This window comes from Neorhizobium sp. PAMB6630 (assembly GCF_058242775.1).
Map to the genome: position 1 here is coordinate 2,291,995 of NZ_CM177836.1, position 20,599 is coordinate 2,312,593.

Genomic DNA, 20,599 nt, shown 5'->3' on the forward strand with positions numbered 1-20,599 from the left:
AAGTTCACTCTCAAGAGCGCAAAATCACGATATCACCAAAAACTCGCAAGGCGGTCCACGCCGGAGGGATACATATTGACCAATGATCGCAGTTTACCTCTGTCGACTTCACCGCGGTGCTGAAGAAAGCTGAGATCGCCATCTCGATGGATGGCAAGGGTGCGTGGCGTAACTACGTTGGTGGACCGCCTCTGGCGTTCGAGCAAATACGAGGAGGTTTACCTCCACGCCTACAAGACCGTGTCCGAGGCCCGCGTCGGCATTGGCCGATATCTGACCTTTCACAATAGCCTGCGCCCACATTCATCTCTTGACCGGCAGCCACCGGATCAGGACTACTTCAACGCGCTGGCACCAATGATGGTGGCGGCATAATCGAAGCGGAAATCCACTTAGCGAAACGCTCGAAACTGTTCAGAAAAACCGAGCCAGCTCTCATTCAGCATTTACGACGAGCCTACTGTCACCCAAGTGAAGCGCATTTCCGAGTTGCAGAGGCACAAATTCTTCAGTCCCAATGCGCTGTCCGCCCACGAAAGTCCCATTGCTGGACGGGCTGGTCGAGTTCGCGCCATCGGCAACGTATACTTGGCCCGCTTTGTAGCTCAAGCGGCAATGCCTCTGCGAAACTTTGTTGTCTCGGGACAAAACCAGATCCCCCCACCCAGTGAGGCGGCCGATCTTGAATATTCCATCCACCGCGAATGTCGAGGCATCGGTGAGGCGCAATGCTGTTCCCAAATGCGGCCCGGTCACGACACGAACGACCAGCCGCGCGGCTGTCGAAGTCGGGGAAGACGCAGACGTCTCGCGGGGGGCAACAGAGACTTTGCTTTGTCTGGATTTTGACCGCGTCGGAGCGACACCCGCGAGATCAGAGCGGAAAATGATCGATGCGGAGCAGTTGTGAGACGGAAGCCTGTTTGGGTTTAGCGAACGCAATCCGAACCCCGACACAATTGCCAAAAAGCGTCTTATTCGCTGGCCGAACGATAGTGTCTCTCCACCTCCACAGGGCGCGACGGACAATCCAAGGCACAGGCGCCCAATGGACCGGCCATTCAGAAGCACCTCGGACAGGAAGACATAAAGCGCGCAGACAGCCAGGAACACGACGATCCCGGTCAGCGCAACAGATTGGAGTACCATGTCGCCGGCAAATACTCGGAGTGACTGCCACACGGACACACAGACCAGCAGATCCAGGAACATTGCGGCAAGCGAAAGCTTCGCCAGTGATTTTTCCTGATAGCTCATTGGCCAGCCTTCGATGCGATGACGTCCGCGAGAGAGACCAGAGTGACCCCAACCGCAGCCAGTGTGAATAGAACAAGAGTTGTGGCTCGCTGCTCAATGACGTCCGGAGCACTTTCGTGGGTAAGCCGATACTTGGTCTTGGCGACGAAGGTTGCAGCGCAAATGTAGAACGTGACGAGGATTAGTGTCATATCGGTCTGCAGCCCGACCCGGTTGATATCCGTCTTGAGTAGAAAACTCGTAGACCAGGCACTGACGAACGCCCCGGAAAAAATCGCCAGAGCCACCGCAACAACGGTGGAGCCGTCGTTTTTGCGACTGGTCAGCCATGACGCGACGACAGCGCAAGTCCATCCGATCGAACACGCAAAGACAAGACTTGTCAGCACCTTCATGGGCACGGAAGCAGAGAGCAATGCTTCGATCCCGTCAAGCATGCTGCCGCTTCCAGGTGATCTGGAATCGGATTCCTTGGTCAACGACTCGATGATGGATGAGATACTGGCCAAAAATGCAACAAAACCTACGACAGCCTGGATCGGCGTCTCGACAAGATGCCGCCAATATTGGCGGACGTCTCCCGCGACGTTTTCCATCATCGTGCGGAACCGCCCTTCAGGAACATCGAATTTCCCGCCGACGCCCAACTTAGAAACCGCCGCCCTTCTTTTGCGTTGCGTCATGACTTCACCGCGCCCTGTTCGCCTGTTCGAGCCATATCGTCGTGAGAACAATTCAGTAGCACTGGAGGGTGGCCGAACCGTTTGGATCGTCCAGGTTCACTTCACACTGTCCCGCAAGGCTCGCCAGTTCGAACGTGCCTTCATGAACCGACGATTCCCACTTCTTCTGCTTTTCATCATGCGTCACAACCACATATTTGTAGCCGTACTCGCCCTGTACGCAATTGCCGGTGAAGTATGCGGTCGAATCGCCATTGTCCATCATCAGGGTCCCTTCTGGAGGGATGATATTGTAGTGGTTGACCGATTTGTCTCCGTTTGGAAAATTGAACGAGACATAAACGTCACTGCCACATTGGGCTGGGGCAGACTTGACTTCAGCAGTAGCTTCTGACGTTGCAACCTCCACTTCCGTCGTATCCCCCACGGGTTGAGTTTGCTGCTTTGCCGCCGCGGGGTTCGATGGCGATACGACATCCACCCCGGTATTTGGCGCTCCCGGATCAGCTTTAGCCGTCTCTACATTCGGCATCTGTGGAGACTTTTCTGCCTCGACGACCACTGTTGCGGCCGGAACAGCCTCATTCTGGTCAACAAGCTTTTTGAGCAAATCCAGCTTTTTCAATGCCCCGTCGAGCCACGTTGCCGCTTCACCCGCAGATCCGAAACTATCCACCGTGTTCAGCACTACGTGTTCTTCGGAACCAGCATTGGCCATCAGGATCTGTATCCAGCTCTCCGACAGGTCGTGCTTCTTGAGTTCAATCGATCCGACGGAGTTGGAAAGGACAGCCCCGGTGTCCATGACAACTTGCACTTTTCCGTCTGTCAGCAGATGCGCTTCCTTGACCGCTGTCAGGCTGCCGAATTGAAGGGCGTCTTTGGCAAACTGAGTGAATTGAGATTCAGCAAGTTTGAATTCTCTGATGGTGGCAACCGCCGGAACCAAAGCCAGGTTCTGCATTGAGCTAGATGCAACCGGCAAAGTTGGATTCGGCAACGAGACCACCACCGGCATCAGCGCCGCCTTGGCGACACCTGACGTTGGCTCATACCCCTTTTCACGCGCGAGGACGAAAAGCTCCCGACGCTGTGCCGCAGTCAGTTTTCCTGTCGCTTCGTCAAAAAGAGATTGCTGAAAAAGCGACACCGCTTTTCGAGTTCCGGCACCGTAGTCGCCATCAATCTTCTTGTCATAATAGCCAAGCTGCGCCAAACCACCTTGAATGTCACGGACATCTTCTTTGATGCGGGCGGTGATTGCTGCCTGCTCGGCGCTGGTCACAGAAGCCCCTGGACGCACCAAGAGTCGCTTTTGGTTGCAAGTCACACAACCAGCCCACCCCTGGTCACGGCCATACTTCCGCTCCATATCCTTTTGGAAAACCACGGGGGCTGCAACCAGAATCGAGCCTACGATGAGAGGTGCGGCTTCACCCTTGATGATGCCTCCGCCAATCAACCCCATTCCGACGCCCTGGAGTACCGTGCCTAAGCCGATATCCGGAGTGTTGTTCTTCTTGCGCTTCTTATCATTGTTGTTGTTGTTGCCGAGTCCAAAGTTTTTTTCAACAGTCTTGAAAAATCCGTCGAGGCCTTGGGCCCGGGCGGTACCGGTGAACGAATGTTCCCTCATTTCGAGTTGAACTCCCGGAGATGCCACAAGCATCGCAAATGACATCGCAAGAGAAACGGAACCGCACCCAAGTTTGTTTGCCATATTGACCCCCAACATTACCCGTCCCCCTTAGGACGCAACAGACAGTGATGCAGATATTACGCCGAATTGCAATTTTTGACTTGGCGCAACCGGTACAGAATTTGAAGCAACTTTGCGACCGTCGATAAAAGTTCCGTTGGATGAATGCAGATCTTCAAGAAAGACTTCTCCATTTCGCATGACAAGCTGGGCGTGGCGCCGAGAAACGGAGGTGTCGTCAATGACCACATGGTTGTCGTCAGACCGCCCGATGCGCACCAGGACTAAAGGCGTTTTCGAGGTCATCATTGCCCCCGAAACGGAAAACTCGTGCTGGAAGACGTGACCTCGTGCATCAAACCCTGACAACAGCCAGCGATCGGAGGGGGACTTCTGAAAGGTCTTGTTGGTATAAACCGTGAACCGGCTGGCTCCGAACTCAATTTGGGAGCCATTTCGGACCGGACGTGATTGTTCGCCTGCCGCCACGGCACCATCGACACGCGTACCGTTGGTCGATCCCAGGTCGCTGATGACGAGTCCACCATTGGGGTGTCGTCGCAAAACTGCGTGCCTGCGCGAGACAGCCGGGTCATCCAGCAGGATATTGGCGTCACCTCCTCGGCGACCGATGGTGAGGCCACTTGCTTCGAACGCTGCGCCAACTGTCGACGCGACGTAGGAAGCAGACGTGCCCTCGGGAACGAATTCAACGAATTCGGCCCAATCTTCGGAGGCAATCTCGCTTTGCGAGATTGGGGCATCGACAGCGACCGGATCCGAAGGCAGAGCGGAGCGGCGGCGCCAGGGCCTTTCCCGCGCAGCCATCGCGGAAAAACCCGCCAATGCCAATCCGGCGACGGAAAGCGCCGAGGAAAGGCCTATTCCTGTCATTTCCGACCGATCAATCCCAAAGTGGCAGCGTCCGGAAGAAAGTACGGGTTCAATTTTGGTGTTGCGGATGCCGTTGATGATCTCTCGAATATGCACCGCACTTTCCAAAGCTCCCGGCGTCTGAAAACTAACGATACCTGTCTCAAGGGCACGGACCATATCACCGGCCCGCATCGTCGCTGTCATGCTCAACGTATTCACGCCAATAACCCGCTGGCATGCATCAAGCAGAGGCCCGCCACTATTCCCAGGATTGACGTTTGCACTATGCTGAATTGTCAGGCGAACGGCACTCGCCACCTGGCGCTGCACTGTTCCTGTCGAAACAGTTGCATCAAGATAACTTGCCTCGGCGACTTCCGAAACCGAAGAAATCCTGGCGAGATCGTCAGCGGCGCCCGGAAAACCAACCGCTTCGACATTATCTTTCTTCAAGAGATCGCCTTCGCTGATGTCAGCCAGGGTCAAGACCGCACCTGGCAATGCATCCTCTGAAGACAGAATTGCTAGGTCTCGGTCCCTATCGAACCAGACGATCTTCGCTGGCATCGCTTTCATTGCACCGTCCACCCCATGAAGGATCCGGAGCGATACCGCGCCAGCGATGACGTGGTAGTTTGTGACAACGGCGCCAGGCGCCGCAATTTTGAAACCGGTGCCCGAGCTTTGCAGGCCCGATCCAGGCCCGCCCAGGTTTAGAATGCGGAACACACCGCTTTCGACATCCTTGTCCTGCTGGGCGGCAACGAAGAGAGAGATGTTGAACAATAAACTGAGGAAGGCAACCAGCAGAAAATATACTGGTCTGATTGCCGCAAATCCCTGCAAAATACCTTGCGTCAAGATGCCCCCCTGACGTCAATACGACATTTTCAGCCACAACGCTCCGCGCAGCATCCAAATTATGCTTCAAAATACCGTGCCGACACAACAAGGTTTTATCTATCAACCTTGATTTCTTTGTCTGCGTGCTTCTATCTCTTATTGCGGGCCATCTGGATTGGGGATCGATGGAATACAAAAACACACTGCCGGCGAACACGATGCTGCGGCAGTACCGGATCGAGAAGGTCATAGGCCAAGGGGGTTTTGGCATCACCTATCTTGCCTATGATACCGAGTTGCAGCGCCAGGTTGCCATCAAGGAGTGTTATCCCCGCGATTTCGTCATGCGCGAGGGAACGGCCGTGACCTCGTCCACGCCTCAGAGCGAAATCGATTACAAGTGGGCACTGGGCAAGTTTATGGACGAGGCAACTACTCTGGCCAAGTTCCGTCATCCCGGCATTGTACAGGTCCTTCAGATCCTCAAGGAAGAGAACAATACCGCATACATGGTGCTTGAGTTTGTCAGAGGTCAGTCTCTTGACGCGTGGCTGAAGACGCTTCCCGGCCGGCCGAGCCAGACACAGCTCGACGCAATCCTCCAGCCCATCCTCGACGCTCTGTTATCGGTGCATCGAGAGAATATCGCTCATCGGGACATAGCGCCGGACAACATCTACATCCGGCCGTCAGGCGAAGCACTCCTCCTCGACTTCGGTGCCGCGCGCCTGACCCTTGGACAGCACAGCAAGACTCTCAATCTCGTGGTCAAGGACGGTTATTCGGCACCGGAACAGTATTACTCGGAGGGGCGCCAAGGCCCTTGGACCGATATATATGCGCTTTCAGCCACCTTGTACCGCTGTATTGCCGGCAAGAAGCCACCTGACGCGATGGCGCGGCAGGACGCAATAAGCAACGGTGAACCCGATCCAATGATGTCGCTCGAGACGATGGGGATCGAGGGCTACAGCAGCGAATACCTTGCCGCAATTCAGAAAGGCCTCGCCCCCCAGATAAAATCCCGGCCGCAAAGCATCCAGGCGTGGCGCAAGGATCTCAAGAGCGAGACTATCTCTGCCGAGCAGGTCATCACGGCTGTGGAGACTTCGACGCAAACAGCACCAGATCGAGGTGGCCGTTCAACGCCGAAGCCAAGAAAGCTTCAGGGTTTACGCTTGTTCGCATACGTTTCGGCCGTGGTTGTGGTGATTGCCGCAGGGGCGGGATACTGGCTCTACCAGGGATATCGCCAAGCGGAGGAAACCCGAGCATGGGATATGGCCTTGGTGCTCGACAACGAAAACACCTACGCCGCCTTCATCAGAGACTACCCTGACAGTCCGAAGGTTTATCAGGCCCGCCAAAACGTGGCCGCATTGTCTTCCGCCTGGGATGTAACCCTCGGAGACGGTCGCAAGGGTGAGGCTCTGGCCTCTGTAACGCAGAACAATTCCGTCACGGTGGCAGGCTACGAAGTTTTCGATACACCGCTTAAACAGCAGGCGGTCGTGTATCGTCTGTCCAGAAGCGGCAGAATTGTCTGGACGGCGGCATTTGGTGAGACCGGTGAGGACGTCTTCCACGCTATCACACAGTTGGAGGACGGAAGCGTAGTCGCTGTGGGCGAAGCAACCGCCTCAGGGGAAACACGATCTGATGCCATCGTTGCGCGTTTCTCACCGAAGGGTGAGGTCGTATGGTCCCGCCGTTTCGGTGGGCCTGGTTCGGACCGTCTATTGTCTGTCGTAAAACGTGCATCCGGAAACTTTGTCAGCGTCGGCACGACGACCAAGAACATCAACAGCCTGCCCCAAGGATGGATGCTTGAGATATCCCCACAGGGAGAACTCATCAACGATCGCAATTTTGACCATCCCGACGGCGGCCTGTTCACAAGTGTCGTCGAGACCGTCGGGGGAGGTTTGGTTGCTGCGGGCCAAACAGGGGATTTATCCGGCTCTGATCCGAATTTCTGGATCATACGGCTATCGTCAGACGGAACTGTACTTCTCGACCGCCAGCCGGGCGGGAGCGGTTTCGATCGCATCAACGCAATGGCGGTGGGTTTCAATGGCGACATTTTGCTCGCGGGCGAAACCACGAGCTTTGGCACACGTACGGCAGATGGCATCATCCTGCGCCTGACTCCAGACAACAAGATGCCGCCTAAGGTGCTTGCCAAACAAGGACAAGACCGCCTCACAAGTATCGCCACGGACGCAGACGGCAATGTTTATGCTGTCGGATCAAGCGATTCTGCTCGAATGGAATATCCCGCCGGTTGGATCGTCAAGCTCTCCCCCGACCTCAAAACCACGTTGTGGGAAAGTGTCGGCACCGACAATTCGGAAAACACGTTCCGGGCGCTATCACTGCTGGGCGACGGATCGCTCATCGTTGCGGGGAGAACGACTGATCTTGAAACCAAACAGCCTAACCTCCGAATTCGCCGCGTCTTTCCGGATCGCGATGAGAGCGGAAATTAATATTGCCCCTTACTCTTCCTTTACACCACGGGTTGATGTCTCTAGTGTTTTTTGAGGTTAAGAAGCTTAATATTTCGGGTATGGGGACCCTTATATGCGTCTAATCTTGTCTATATTTGCTGCCTCGCTCTTCCTATCGGGTGTATCCTATGCCGCTGATCAGGGCGTTGTTTCAAAATGTGCGATCACGGAAGACAAAAAGGATCCCAGAGCGCATTGCGACATTCGCCTTATCACACCCGTACAGGTAAAAAAAGCGACAATCCTGGCGCGTGACAAGCCGCTGGCCGGCTCCACCTTCTACTCCTTTGAAGACGGTGACGGGAAGGCAGCTTGGTTCTTCTTGATCGACAGGTCCAATCCTGCCCGTTCTGCCACGGTGAAGCGCAGTATTTCCCTTGTCAAAAGCCTCTATGCGCAGGCAAATGCCCGAAACATAATGGCCGTGGGGACATTTGCCGAAGATCTCCGCGTCATCATATCGCCAGGAGATCCCTATGCCGATTTTGACAGCCGCTTTGCGAACGTGAAGGCTGACGGCGCGGCGACAGCCTTCTTTTTCACCGCCATAAAAGCAATCGATATCCTGAAGAAGGTTCCCGCCGAACGCCGCGCACTGGTGTTGATTTCCGACGGCAAGGCAGAAGACACAGCCTATAGCCGCGAAGATGTTGTCAAACATGCGAAACAGGCCGGCGTTCTCATATATGGGATTGGCATCGCTGAGAAACGTTCCGAAACTGTATTTCTTCAAGAGGTCGAACGACTTGCATCTGAAACAGATGGTCCGTTTGTTTCGAGCGTTGGAAACCAGGAATTCCCACCCGACTTCATCGCCAACTTCAGCCGATATCTGACGAACGGCGGCCAAGTCACGGCACCCCTCGGCACTCTATCTGGCGAAATGACAATTGCTCCCCATCTGACCCTTGTGGATGGCACGACTATAGAAGGCGAAAACACAAGAGCGTTTGTTGCGCCTCAGCCAATTCCGGAACCGGAACCGGCTCCGGCTCCGCCCCCGGCGCCGGCAGAGGCTGCCCCGCCTCCGCCCGAACCACTACCTTTCATCGCAAAGATATACGCTGCATTTGACCCAATTCTAGCCGGAAGTGGTGACTGGGCTGCAGACAATGAAAATTTCGCGTGGATGCTGTTGCTGGGCATTCCGCTTTTGATCGCCGGCATTTTCGCGGTCCTTGTGCTCCGCAATGCCAAACAGCCTGCGACCCCGGACACTGCTGCGGTCGAAGATGGAACCGACAACCTTGAAACGCCCTACACGCAGCCGATGAGAGCGGATGAAAATCCCAGTCTGTTGCTGCCCTCCGGGATATCCTTTGGCTTTTTTGAGGCGATGGACGGCAGTGATTTGCGATTTGAGATCAAAGAGCGAAACATCACCATCGGACGGCATTCTGAGAATGATTTTCAACTTGAAGATGATAGCGTACATCGCCACCATGCGGTGTTTCACATGCTCCCCGGTCAGTCTCCCATCATCACCGATCTGGACACGGTGAATGGCGTTGTTGTGAATGGCCAAAGGGTTGCGAAGGCGGAGCTGCGCTCAGGAGACGTTATCAGCCTCGGAGAAACAAGCTTTCGCTTTGTCGCAATAGAACATTGAAATGACGGTCAAACCAGATATTTAAAAGAAGGCCCACCATGAGCGATGACGAGCGCACACGCCTCCTGAAACCTGCACCCAAACCAAATGAAGCCGATGAGGCTACGCGGGTCATAGGCGGTTCAAGTCAAGCAGGGGACCGGCAACGCCCGCAGGAGCCCAACGATGCCGTAACCCGTCTGGCGTCCTCATCGCCGCGTCCCCGGACACCCAGCAGTCCGGAGCAAGAGCACGAGTTGGTTGCCGGTTGGCTGGTTGTTGTTTTAGGCCCGGGTAGAGGTCATTCGCTGGAAATCTACTTCGGCATGAACAGCCTCGGCCGAGCGAGTAACCAGCGTATTCCTCTCGACTTTGGCGATGAGAACATTTCTCGCGAGGCGCATGCCTTTGTCGTGTTCGACGACATGCAGCAAGATTTCTACATTCAGCATGGCGGAAAGACCAACCTCGTCCGGCTGAATGGCAGGCCGGTCCTGGCGCCAATGGAACTTGCACATGGGGATATGATCGACATCGGGTCGACACGGCTCATGTTCGTTCCGCTTTGCTCGGAAAGCTTCAACTGGTCCAGTTCAGAAGTCAAATGACAGTCTCGTGGGAGTTTGCAGCAAGCCAGATCTTAGGTCGCCGTGAAGAGCAAGAGGATTACTGCGAAGTCCTCGGTAACGATAAGCAATTCCTGTGGGTGCTGGCAGATGGCATGGGAGGGCATGCTGCCGGGGCGACAGCCGCGAAACTCGCTGTTACCAAATTCATACAGACGGCCACTGGAACATCTGGACCAGCCTCAGACGAATTCCTGCCGGCACTCAACGCGGCAAATGAGGCCATTGCTCGACACGTCTCCGACAATCCACACGATCAAGGAATGGGATGCACCCTTATAGCCGTGGAACTCGGCCATAAAGGCTTCAAATGGCTGAGCATCGGCGATTCCATAGTGCTTCTAAAGACGCAGTCCGGACTTTCGCGTATCAACGCAGATCATTCAATGGCGGGACAATTGGCCATTGCTGTCAAGAATGGCGAGATGAGCGCAGAGGAAGCGCGCAACAGTCCGTCACGTCATCTCCTTCTCTCAGCTGTGACGGGCGATCCGATCCACAGACTGGATTATAGTGCGACGGGTATGAGCGTCGCTGTGGGAGATATCCTGATCATTGCGAGCGACGGGCTCGACAGCCTGAACATGCAGGAGATCGACGAAATCCTAAATGCACAAAGTCATGTTGAGATCGGTGCGCTCAGCCAACATCTGCTGGAGGCTGTCACAGCAAAAGACCGCCCCCGTCAGGACAACGCGACCGTTATCATTGCACGAGCTGTCGGATTGGCCTGAGTCCATGTTCTCTTCGCTCACACGGCCCCGAGCCGGGATTGCTTCAGAGGAGAGAGGTGAGTCGCGTAGAGAACATAGCCGACGTGCCGCAGTACCAATTCGTCTCGGCAGCACAACTCGACCGGATGGCGTGGAATCGGTCAGGCGAGGTCGACACGGAGCAGAAACAAAACGCTCCGCAGCGATTATACCGAGGAGCTTTTGAAGAAGTTTCTCGATTGGGAGAATTCACTTTTTTGGTTTCGGAGGCGAGCTTAAAATCTCTACGGTCAGCAAATGTCGGTCTCGAACTTTGGTAAAAGGCGGCACTGACGAAGACGCGGTGTAACCGCCGGCTTCGCACTCAAGCGGCATCTTCATCAGAGCGATGTCAAACCGCGACGTCTGCCAGAAATTTCGAAAGAAGCTGGTTGAAATCTCCGGCGCGCTCCCGGTGGACACCGTGACCGGCACCGGCAAGGCGAACAGGCTTGCCGCTCCAGATATTGGCATAGGCAAGCGTGTCGATGTAGTCGAGATTGATGACAGGATCGTTTTCGCCGTTCACAATCGCAAGCGGAACTGGTGAGGTTTCCGCAAGGTTGCGCTGATTGAGGCCCCGACCTGCCACCGCAGCCTCCACCATATACTGTCTTGCCAATCCATCGGTACGGCGCACCGCGTCGAGGAAACGGACATCCTCTGCCGCAACGTCTCCCAGCGCCATGCCGACGACCATCTTTACCTGATCATCCAAAACATCGGCACTTCCCGTATAGGCCATCTCGGGGCTGGGCTGAAAGCCGGCACCCAGGCCCTCGATCGAGTTTTCTATCGGTGGGGTACCGAACAGGAAAGCGCCCCGCAGGGGCAAACCCGTTCCAAGCATTTCCAGAACGACGTGCCCGCCAAGCGAGTGACCGACGCCGACAAACTCTCGTACATCGAGGCCCTGCAGCAACTCCTCGACCGCATTGGCATAACCGGGGATACTATAGCTTCGCCGCCTGTCGGTCGCATCCGAAGAAGCCCCATGGCCGGGCAGGTCGATGGCAAGGATACGGTATCGATCCTTCAGCGCCTCAATCTGCAATTCGAAAGTTTCCTTGCAGAGGGAATTGGCGTGGATCATCACAACCGGCATGCCCTCGCCACCGGTATCGATATACGCAAGGCGGCCATGGCTCGTCTCGAAATCATATGCCGGCATCAGAAAGCCCCTTGTTTTGGTGCACAACAATCAAATGGCAACACATCAGCAATGCGTTCGCACAGTCAAGGCTGACTGTGACTGGCGCAGAATGCTGGACGTTATATGAACGTCCCCCAAACGTCCCTACCCCTCCAGCAACCCCGCCGGCACCGGGGCGTCGTCGTAACCGCCATAAACCGACTGGTCGAAGGGAATAACCGCTCCCGTCATCATGCCGCTGTCGTCGGACGCCATCCAGAGCACGGTGCGGGCCACTTCCTTCGGGTCGAGAATGCGGCCGAAGGGTTTTGCAGCCGCTTTGCGGTCGATGAAATCGGGGTCGCCGGTTTCTGACAGGATGAGCTTGCGCTCGTGGTCAGAATTCATCCAGCCGATATCCAGCTGGTTCACATGAATGCGGTGGCGCATCAGCGAGAAGGCGGCGTTGCGGGTGAGCGTCGCAAGCGCGCCCTTGGAGGCCGAATAGGGGGTGAGGAACGGCTGCCCCGCAAGGCTCGACATGGAGCCGATATTGACGATCCGCCCCTCGATGCCGTCGCGGATCATCCGTTTAACCGCATCTTGCATGAGGAAGAAGGGGGCGCGGGTATTGACCGCAAACATCCGGTCAAACAGTTCTGGCGTGGTGTTCAACAGATTGCCGCGATCGGTGAGGCCGGCGGCATTCACCAGAATATCCACGCGGCCGAACACACGGTCCGCTGCAGAAATGACGGTGCGCACCGCGTCGATATCGGCAAGGTCGGCCGCCACCATCTCCACCGGCACGCCCGTTTCGCCGGTGATGCGGTCGGCCACCGCCTGCCCCTTGTCTGCATCGCGGCCGACGATGACGATGCCGGCAGCACCGGCTTGCGCAAACTGTTCGGCAATGGCGGCACCCAGCCCTTGCGTGCCGCCCGTGATAACGGCGATCTTGCCTTCAATCCGGCTCATGGCCTCTCCTCCCGATTTTGTGATGCGTCCTCAGCAAAGCAACTGTCGCTCAGACGGACGCCTCCTCGCGCCCGCCAAAACCCCAAAAAGCCTTAGCCCTTGCCTTCCAGCCCCGTTGCCACCACCGACACGCGGAAACGGCCATCGAGATTGCGGTCGAAAATAGCGCCGACGACGATGTCGGCTTCGTCCTGCACCTCGTCGCGAATGCGGCTGGCGGCCTCGTCCACCTCAAACAGCGTCATATCCGAGCCGCCGGAGATGGAGATCAGCACACCGCGGGCACCATGCACGGAGATATCGTCGAGCAGCGGGTTGGCGATGGCGGCTTCCGCAGCCTTCATCGCCCGGCCCGTGCCTTCGGCTTCGCCGGTGCCCATCATCGCCCGGCCCATGCCGCGCATGACGGATTTCACGTCGGCGAAATCGAGGTTGATCAAACCTTCCTTGACGATGAGATCGGTGATGCAGCCAACGCCGGCAAACAGCACGCGGTCGGCGGTCATGAAGGCATCGGCAAAGGTGGTTTTTGCGTCAGCAATGCGAAACAGGTTCTGGTTGGGAATGACGATGACGGTATCGGCCGCCAGCCGCAGCGCCTCGATGCCCGCTTCCGCCGTTTTCAGGCGACGGTTACCCTCGAAGGAAAACGGCTTGGTGACGACACCGACCGTCAGGATGCCGGCCGCGCGGGCGGCGGCAGCAATCACCGGTGCGGCACCCGTGCCTGTGCCGCCACCCATGCCAGCAGTGACGAAGCACATGTGCGAGCCGGCGAGATGATCCATGATTTCGTCGATGGATTCTTCGGCAGCCGCGCGCCCGACCTCGGGCAGCGAGCCAGCGCCAAGGCCTTCCGTCACATGCGCGCCAAGCTGGATACGGCGCGAGGCCTTGGAGGTGGCGAGCACCTGCGCATCCGTGTTGGCGGCGATGAATTCCACGCCTTCGAGATTTTCCGCGATCATGTTGTTGATCGCGTTGCCGCCGCCGCCGCCAACCCCGATGACGGTGATATGGGGCCGCAATCCGGTAACGCCGCTCCTGGCATTGCTCATGGTATTCTCCTGTTATGCAGAGCTTGCAGCCCGGCGCTTGCGCCGTCCGCCCCTTGTCACAGGCGCAGACGGTACTTCAAATCCTGATGAAACGCGTCGTGCTGTCCAAAAGACCGGCGCCGGGGAGCGGGCCGATGCTGTCGGGCCGACGGCGAATCGACGCACACATTAGCATGGCCAAGGCGGCAAAGCCGGGGCGAAGAGAGAGGCCTGCGCAGATGTTTTTCCTGCCCCGCCTGCCGCTTGCCGTCGGTTGATCCTTCAGCACATGCCTGCACGACGCCAAACAAAAAAGGCCTCCCCGGACCTGGGGAAGCCATATCTTTTTTTGCCCAGTCGCGCGGCGACTTAGAACTTGTAGTTGAGGCCAGCTTTCACCGAATGGTCATGCAGGTCCCGCTCGGAGGCGACGCCGCTGGCGAAGCTGCGCACGTTCGGCGTGCCGGTGTAGTTATATTCCACCCTGGCGGAAATATTGGAGGTGAGCTTCTGCTCAACGCCGGCACCGACGATATAACCGGGCTTCCAGCCATCCGGGCCGGATACGTCGCCATTATCGCGGAAGTTGGTCATGGCAAGGCCCGCGGTGCCATAGATCAGCGTCTGGTCAAGCGGCATGCCGACCTTGCCTTTGGCGGCCAGACGGTGACGTTCCTTCAGGTTGCCGCCGTTCACCTTCACTTCTGTGTCACCCATGTAGGAGGCTTCCACTTCACCGCCGACAACCGCACGGCCAACCGTGGTGTTGTAACCGGCCTGCACACCGGCTGCGACGCCGTTATTGCCGGAGAAGGGGTTGAGCTTGGGCATTGCGACGCCGCCATGCGCACCCACATAGGCGCCGTCCCAGCCGGACGAAACCGACGGTTCGTTATAAGCCGGCGGCTCCGAATAGGGGGCAGCCAGATCGGCAGCGGAGGCTGCCGTTGCAAAGGCGGTGGTGGCGGAAAGAGTGGCGAAAAGCGCCACGGCAAAAGGCTTCGAGGTCATATTTACTACTCCATACACAGCCTGCGTGTGGCGAATGCGCAGGCGATACATTCAGCTGTCGCCACGAGATCAGAAGACGGCGGCGCCCCGTTTACCGCACGTCGATCCCGCACCAAAGGTACCTTTCATTCGCATGAATTCATAAACATTCCATTAACCGTCCAGCCTGCACTTCCGTGCCGAAGGGGCAGGCCTCACCACGCATTTTAGCTGAAACGCATTCACAATCAGGGGTTTGCTTTGAGGTAGGCGATCACGTCATCGATCTGCGACTGAAACCAGAATCCGTAAAAGCGCATCTTCGTGCCCGGCAGCTTTTTGGCGGGGCTGGCGAGAAAGGCCGAAAGCGCCGCCTCATCCCAGACAAGCCCTGCGGCACCGGCCTCCTTCATGGCCTCCGAATAGGCATAACCGGGCACACTGCCGGCACGTCGCCCCACGACACCCTTCAGGTGCGGGCCAAAGCCGTTGCTGTCACTCTCCACCGCATGGCAGGAGGCACATTGCTGAAACGTGCGGCGGCCCTTTTGCGCATCGGCGGCAGAGGCCGGAGCGGCAAGACTGAAGGCGGCCACTGCGATCGCCGGCAGCGCCACGCGTGCAAGGAGAGATGAGGACAGGCGAGAAGGATTAGACATGGCGACAACCTTATGAAGGCATCGCCGGACGCGGCAAGAGGCCCGTTTGATCTCGACCATATCACGTCCGGGCTTTACGCCCCGTGAAAGGCGCCTGCCGCCGTTAAGGGCGTCAGGCACCCGTATCTTCGGGAGGGGTAAAAACTCAGGCACTCATCCGGTCTGCCACCACACGCCAGTTGACCAGCTTGTCGAGGACCGCGCGGATATGTTCGGCCTTGCGGTTTTCATAGTCGAGGTAATAGGCATGTTCCCATATGTCGATGCCGAGCAGTGCCGGCCGTCCGAAGGCCAGCGGATTGTTGCCGTCCTCATAGCCAACAAGCGCTAACGCATTGCCTTCGTCTCGTGTCAGCCATACCCAGCCGGTGCCAAAGACTTCGTCGGAGACCGTTACCGCGCGGTCGATGAACCCATCATATCCGTCGAAAGCCGCATCGATTGCCGCTTTCGTATCGCCGTCGGGCCTTGCCGGTCCACCGGGTACGAACTGGTCCCAATAGGCCACATGGTTGAAGGCCTGCGCCGCATTATTGAAAATCTTGGCGTCGTCGGTCGCCTTGGAGGAGGCTTGCACGATACCCTCCAGATCCATGTCAGCATAACGCGTTCCCGCGACAAGTGTGTTCAGCTTGTCGAAATAACCCTTGTGATGCTTGCCGTAATGCAGGCCAACGGTACGGGCGGAAATGACCGGCGCCAGTGCGTCCTCCCCGAACGGCAGCGCCGGCTGGGAGATCGGCAAGGCCGCCCTTGCAATAGGCGGGGCTTGAAGAACGGTGGCGGCTGCCGTCACCGCTGTGGCCGTCAACATGGTGCGTCGGGTCATTTGCATCGAAACCTCCTCTGATGCTTCCTGGGCTGTGATAGAACAGCGCGCATCCGGCGGTGTTTCTTCACCCTTGCGTTATCGGCAGCCGCAAAAGGCAGGGTTTCGTAAGCTCAGAGATTGATTCAAGCGGTTGCCGCATCGATTCATCCGATGGGTTCAAGCTGCTGTAAGAAAAGGGGTTTTGCCATCTTGGCGCAAAGAAAAAGCCTTGTCCGGCAGGGGAAACGGGACAAGGCCTGAAAAGACTGGAGATCAAATTCTTGTTGTTATCGGCTGTGGTGGATCACAGCCATGGCCGCCCGGGCGGGGAAATCCTGTGGCGACACGTCTTGTTCGCTCTGTTAACGAATAAGTTGCCACCCGGTTCCACCAAGCCTTAACTTCCCCGCCCTACCCTTGGCCGCGCACAAAAATCAGGGAGACAGGCATGGCAGGCCCCGCATTTCGTTTCACGCATTTTGACCTCAGCATGCAGCGTCCCGGCACGGTGATCGAGGTGACGCTGTCGGCCGTCAACAATGTCCGGCTGATGACGGCGGTCAACTATCAGCGTTTCACGGAAAAACTCGATTTCAAATTCGTCGGCGGCGTTGCGAAAAAATCGCCCATCCGGCTCACCATTCCCGAAGGCGGCCATTGGCATGTGGTGGTGGATTGCGAAGGTCACCACGGCCTTGCCGATTCAGCGGTGAAGATGATCGCCGCCCCGTCCGCCGGCGGCGTTATCCCGGCGCAGAAGAAGGCATCCTGACAACACGACGTCAGGCCCCGCCCCGCTCGCGGCGCAGTTTTGACCACCAGTCGAGCCGCTTGCGGATCTCGCGCTCAAAACCCCGCTCCGGTGGATCGTAAAACACCTGCCGACCCAACTTGTCCGGAAAATAGTCCTGGCCGGAAAACGCGTCCGGCTCGTCGTGATCATAACGATAGCCGTCGCCATACCCTTCGCCCTTCATCAGCTTGGTTGGGGCATTCAGAATGCGCTTGGGCGGCGGGAGCGAGCCGTTTTCCTTGGCAGCCCGCATCGCCGCCTTGAAGGCGACATAAACGGCATTGGATTTGGGCGCTGTCGCGAGATAAACGCAAGCCTGCGCCAGCGCCAGTTCGCCCTCGGGCGAGCCCAGGTAATCATAGGCATCCTTGGCGGCATTGCAGATGACCAGCGCCTGCGGATCGGCAAGGCCGATATCCTCCACCGCCATACGCACCAGCCGGCGTCCGATATAAAGCGGGTCCTCACCGGCATCGAACATGCGGGCGAGATAATAAAGCGCGGCATCCGGATCGGAACCGCGCACGGACTTATGCAGGGCAGAGATGAGGTTGTAATGCCCGTCCTGCGCCTTGTCATAGACCGGCGCGCGGCGTTGCACGATCTGCGCCAGCCCTTGGCTGTCGAACACTTCCCCCTCGCGGGCCGCGCGCCACACTTCCTCGGCAAGCGTCAGCACGGCGCGGCCATCGCCGTCAGCCATCCGCACCAGCGCAGAGCGCGCCGCCTCATCCAGCGGCAAGGGTTTCAGCTCCACCTTTTCGGCGCGCAACAGAAGTTCACCGAGGCTCTCGTCGTCATGCGCCCGGAAGGTCAGCACGCGGGCGCGTGACAAAAGAGCGGCATTCAGTTCAAAGCTTGGATTTTCCGTCGTGGCGCCGACTAAGATTACGGTGCCGTCTTCCATGACAGGCAAAAAACTGTCCTGCTGGGCGCGGTTGAAGCGATGGATCTCGTCGACGAAAAGCAGTGTCTGGCGCCCGTCCATGCGCCGAAGCCGGGCCGTCTCAAAAACTTTCTTGAGGTCAGCCACGCCGGAAAAGATCGCCGAGATCTGCTCAAACGCCAGCCCCGCCTCGCCGGAGAGAAGCCGCGCAACCGTTGTCTTGCCGGTGCCCGGTGGCCCCCAGAAGATCATCGAGCCGAGCGAGCCTGCGTCGATCATGCGGCGAAGGGCACCATCGGCGCCCGTCAGGTGCGGCTGGCCGGTCACCTCGGCCAGCGAGGTCGGGCGCAGCCGGTCTGCAAGCGGCCGCCCTGAGGCGACCGCAGCGGGCATGGTTTTCTGGAACAGATCGCCACTCATCGGAAGAACTGACGGATGCGCTGTCCGTCGCGTTCGATTTCAACCCGCCAGAGGTTCGGATCGCTTCCGACCAGTGTCTGGAGCACCTTGGTGGAGGAGACCGCATCGCCATTCAGCGAGATCACGATGTCACCCGGCTGGAAACCCAGGCGGGCAGCGGGAGAATTGCGCACCACCTCTGCCACCACGACACCCGTCTTGTCTGTGGGCAGGCGCAGTTCTGTCGCAAGCTTTGGCGAAAGATTGGCAACCTTCAACCCGGCAAACGGGTTGCGCCCCTCAATCAGCCGCTCGTCGCGCGGCACCGTCTCCGGCGCCGTCCCAAGCGTCATGGTCAGCTCCCGCTCACTGCCGTTCTGCGACACCATGAGGCGGGCGGATTTGCCAAGCCCGGCCGTTGTCAGGCGGTACCAGAGCGCGTCGGGATGCTCCACGGCAATGCCATTGACGGACGTGATGACTTCGCCCGGCTTCAGCCCCGCCTTGTCCGCCGGACCGCCTTCCGTGACACCGACCACCAGCGCACCGCGGGCTGATTTCAACCCCAGCGCCTCAGCCACTTCCGAGGTGACCGGTTGGAAAGTTGCCCCGACATAGGGTTTTTCAAAGCTCTTTTTGCCCTCTTCGGCAGCGGCCACGAAAACTTTGACGAGATTGGCCGGAATGGCAAAACCGATGCCATTCGAGCCACCGCCGCGCGAAAAGATCGCCGTGTTGATGCCGATCAGCTCACCGCGCATGTTCATCAGCGCGCCGCCGGAATTGCCGGGGTTGATCGAGGCATCCGTCTGGATGAAAAAGCCGACATCTCCGCTCGACACCTGGTTTCGGGCAAGCGCCGAAACGATTCCGCTCGTCACCGTCTGGCCAACGCCAAAGGGGTTGCCGATGGCCAGCACCAGATCACCCACCTCCACCGCATCGGAATTGCCAATGGCAAGCACGGGAAACTCCTGCTGCCCCTTGATCTTCAAAACGGCAAGATCGATGTTTTCGTCCTTCAGCAGCACTTCGCAGGGAAACTCGCGTCCATCCGGCAGCGCGATCTTGATATCGTCGGCACCCTGAATGACGTGGTTGTTGGTGACGACAAGACCATTATGCGAGACGATGACGCCGGAGCCCAGCGACGACTGCTTTTCCGAACGGTTCGGCATGCGCTGGCCAAAAAACTGCTCGAAGAAGGGGTCGCCGGCAAACGGGTTCTGTCGCTGCACGACACGCTCGGCATAGACATTGACGACGGCGCCCGACGTCTGCTTGACCAGCGGCGCAAAGGAAAGCTGCATTTCCGGCCGGCTCTGCGGCAAGGTCTTGTCCTGCGCAAAGCTCTGCGATGGCAGAACAAGCGACAGGGCCAGAAGGCAGAGGGAGATGCTTTTCGGCATGCTCAGCATGTGATTCCTCACTTTGAAGGGTATGATGACTTCTACCGACAAACGCTAGAAATGAAAGGTGGCCGAAAATGGGGAGGCAGCGGGCCTGAATGCTGCATCCGCATTAAACTATGTTCATGTGAGGAAGACATAGAACCAGACCGTCGAAAGACCAGACGATCGCTCGTCATTGTGCAGCAGTTGCGCGCTGCTTTACGGCCTTGCTGCCCCGCCGCTCGCCGTGCCCGCATTTTTTGGCGGGAACCATTTGGTTCCAAAGCCGTAGTGGGGGTTCATGGAGACTGAATTGATGATGACGATCCGCTTGTCCCACACCTTTGCCGCCGGCGCACTTGCGCTTTCCAGCCTAACCCTTGTTGCTCCCGCACCGGCTTTTGCCGCAAGCTTCGATTGCCAGAAGCCCGATCTCTCCGGCGGCGAAAAGGTGATCTGCGAGGACCGATCGCTGAACGATCTCGACGTGAAGATGGTCACCACCTTCGACATCCTGACATCGCTGATGGCGATGGGCAACCGTGACCAGCTGAAGGACGAGCAACTGGCATGGCTGAAGAAACGCCAGGCCTGCGAGGCCGACGCCGCCTGCATCCGCGCCGCCTATGAGGAGCGCATGAAGCAGCTGGAAGAGGCGACAAAGTCGCTCATCCGCCCGATCTGAACAG

Annotated in this window: 18 protein-coding genes and 1 pseudogene; 7 read left to right on the top strand and 12 right to left on the bottom strand. The window is 57.8% G+C overall.

The genetic code is table 11. From position 1 onward, the window contains the following. Positions 1-86: 86 nt before the first annotated feature. Positions 87-375 (top strand): annotated as a pseudogene (locus AC4CWF_RS10855) (integrase core domain-containing protein); the annotation flags it as partial. Between the two features lie 60 nt (positions 376-435). Here the strand turns inward: AC4CWF_RS10855 and AC4CWF_RS10860 are convergent. From AC4CWF_RS10860 to AC4CWF_RS10875, 4 genes are read right to left on the bottom strand one after another with little or no spacing between them, the layout of a single operon-like run. Further along, the gene (locus AC4CWF_RS10860) at positions 436-1,257 is read right to left on the bottom strand and encodes an FHA domain-containing protein (RefSeq protein WP_491281695.1); all 822 of its coding nucleotides are present in this window, start codon (positions 1,255-1,257) and stop codon (positions 436-438) included. Next, positions 1,254-1,940, bottom strand: a complete 687-nt coding sequence (locus AC4CWF_RS10865; protein ID WP_491281696.1) for a hypothetical protein — start codon at positions 1,938-1,940, stop codon at positions 1,254-1,256. The genes AC4CWF_RS10860 and AC4CWF_RS10865 overlap by 4 nt, the downstream gene beginning before the upstream one ends. A 52-nt stretch (positions 1,941-1,992) precedes the next feature. Then, on the bottom strand, positions 1,993-3,660 hold the full coding sequence (locus tag AC4CWF_RS10870; protein WP_491281697.1) for a peptidoglycan-binding domain-containing protein: 1,668 nt from the start codon (positions 3,658-3,660) through the stop codon (positions 1,993-1,995). A 27-nt stretch (positions 3,661-3,687) separates the two neighbouring features. Beyond that, on the bottom strand, positions 3,688-5,376 hold the full coding sequence (locus AC4CWF_RS10875) for an FHA domain-containing protein (protein WP_491281698.1): 1,689 nt from the start codon (positions 5,374-5,376) through the stop codon (positions 3,688-3,690). A gap of 167 nt (positions 5,377-5,543) precedes the next feature. Here AC4CWF_RS10875 and AC4CWF_RS10880 point away from each other — a divergent pair, with 167 nt between their 5' ends. The 4 genes from AC4CWF_RS10880 (at position 5,544) to AC4CWF_RS10895 (ending at position 10,816) form a co-directional block, all read left to right on the top strand. Beyond that, complete coding sequence (locus tag AC4CWF_RS10880; RefSeq protein WP_491281699.1) at positions 5,544-7,847, top strand: serine/threonine protein kinase; 2,304 nt, start codon at positions 5,544-5,546, stop codon at positions 7,845-7,847. A 94-nt stretch (positions 7,848-7,941) separates the two neighbouring features. Continuing rightward, on the top strand, positions 7,942-9,477 hold the full coding sequence (locus AC4CWF_RS10885; RefSeq protein ID WP_491281700.1) for an FHA domain-containing protein: 1,536 nt from the start codon (positions 7,942-7,944) through the stop codon (positions 9,475-9,477). 38 nt (positions 9,478-9,515) lie between these two features. Next, positions 9,516-10,064, top strand: a complete 549-nt coding sequence (locus tag AC4CWF_RS10890; protein WP_491281701.1) for an FHA domain-containing protein — start codon at positions 9,516-9,518, stop codon at positions 10,062-10,064. Next, a complete protein-coding gene (locus tag AC4CWF_RS10895; RefSeq protein ID WP_491281702.1) occupies positions 10,061-10,816 on the top strand; it encodes a PP2C family protein-serine/threonine phosphatase in 756 nt (251 codons plus the stop codon). The genes AC4CWF_RS10890 and AC4CWF_RS10895 overlap by 4 nt, the downstream gene beginning before the upstream one ends. A 370-nt stretch (positions 10,817-11,186) precedes the next feature. Here AC4CWF_RS10895 and AC4CWF_RS10900 read toward each other — a convergent pair whose 3' ends face one another. From AC4CWF_RS10900 to AC4CWF_RS10925, 6 genes are all read right to left on the bottom strand, one after another. After that, positions 11,187-12,005: an alpha/beta fold hydrolase gene (locus AC4CWF_RS10900; RefSeq protein WP_491281703.1), complete on the bottom strand. Its 819-nt coding sequence runs from the start codon at positions 12,003-12,005 to the stop codon at positions 11,187-11,189. 126 nt (positions 12,006-12,131) lie between these two features. Continuing rightward, positions 12,132-12,944 (bottom strand): SDR family oxidoreductase, encoded by an 813-nt coding sequence (locus AC4CWF_RS10905; protein WP_491281704.1) that lies wholly within the window; start codon positions 12,942-12,944, stop codon positions 12,132-12,134. A gap of 92 nt (positions 12,945-13,036) precedes the next feature. Next, positions 13,037-14,002, bottom strand: coding sequence for a cell division protein FtsZ (gene ftsZ / locus AC4CWF_RS10910; RefSeq protein WP_491281705.1), 966 nt, complete (start codon positions 14,000-14,002; stop codon positions 13,037-13,039). A gap of 348 nt (positions 14,003-14,350) precedes the next feature. Beyond that, positions 14,351-14,992 (bottom strand): outer membrane protein, encoded by a 642-nt coding sequence (locus AC4CWF_RS10915; protein WP_491281706.1) that lies wholly within the window; start codon positions 14,990-14,992, stop codon positions 14,351-14,353. Positions 14,993-15,219: 227 nt separating this feature from the next. Further along, the gene (locus AC4CWF_RS10920) at positions 15,220-15,630 is read right to left on the bottom strand and encodes a c-type cytochrome (protein WP_491281707.1); all 411 of its coding nucleotides are present in this window, start codon (positions 15,628-15,630) and stop codon (positions 15,220-15,222) included. A 145-nt stretch (positions 15,631-15,775) separates the two neighbouring features. Continuing rightward, positions 15,776-16,465 (bottom strand): superoxide dismutase, encoded by a 690-nt coding sequence (locus AC4CWF_RS10925; RefSeq protein ID WP_491281708.1) that lies wholly within the window; start codon positions 16,463-16,465, stop codon positions 15,776-15,778. A gap of 424 nt (positions 16,466-16,889) precedes the next feature. Here AC4CWF_RS10925 and AC4CWF_RS10930 point away from each other — a divergent pair, with 424 nt between their 5' ends. Beyond that, positions 16,890-17,213, top strand: a complete 324-nt coding sequence (locus AC4CWF_RS10930) for a DUF1883 domain-containing protein (protein WP_491281709.1) — start codon at positions 16,890-16,892, stop codon at positions 17,211-17,213. Positions 17,214-17,223: 10 nt separating this feature from the next. Here the strand turns inward: AC4CWF_RS10930 and AC4CWF_RS10935 are convergent, their stop codons facing one another. Further along, the gene (locus AC4CWF_RS10935) at positions 17,224-18,540 is read right to left on the bottom strand and encodes a replication-associated recombination protein A (RefSeq protein WP_491281710.1); all 1,317 of its coding nucleotides are present in this window, start codon (positions 18,538-18,540) and stop codon (positions 17,224-17,226) included. Next, positions 18,537-19,937, bottom strand: a complete 1,401-nt coding sequence (locus tag AC4CWF_RS10940) for a DegQ family serine endoprotease (protein WP_491281711.1) — start codon at positions 19,935-19,937, stop codon at positions 18,537-18,539. Before AC4CWF_RS10940 ends, AC4CWF_RS10935 begins: the two co-directional genes overlap by 4 nt. 289 nt (positions 19,938-20,226) lie before the next feature. Between AC4CWF_RS10940 and AC4CWF_RS10945 the strand changes: the two genes are divergently transcribed. Beyond that, positions 20,227-20,595, top strand: coding sequence for a lysozyme inhibitor LprI family protein (locus AC4CWF_RS10945; protein ID WP_491281712.1), 369 nt, complete (start codon positions 20,227-20,229; stop codon positions 20,593-20,595). Positions 20,596-20,599 lie beyond the last annotated feature (4 nt).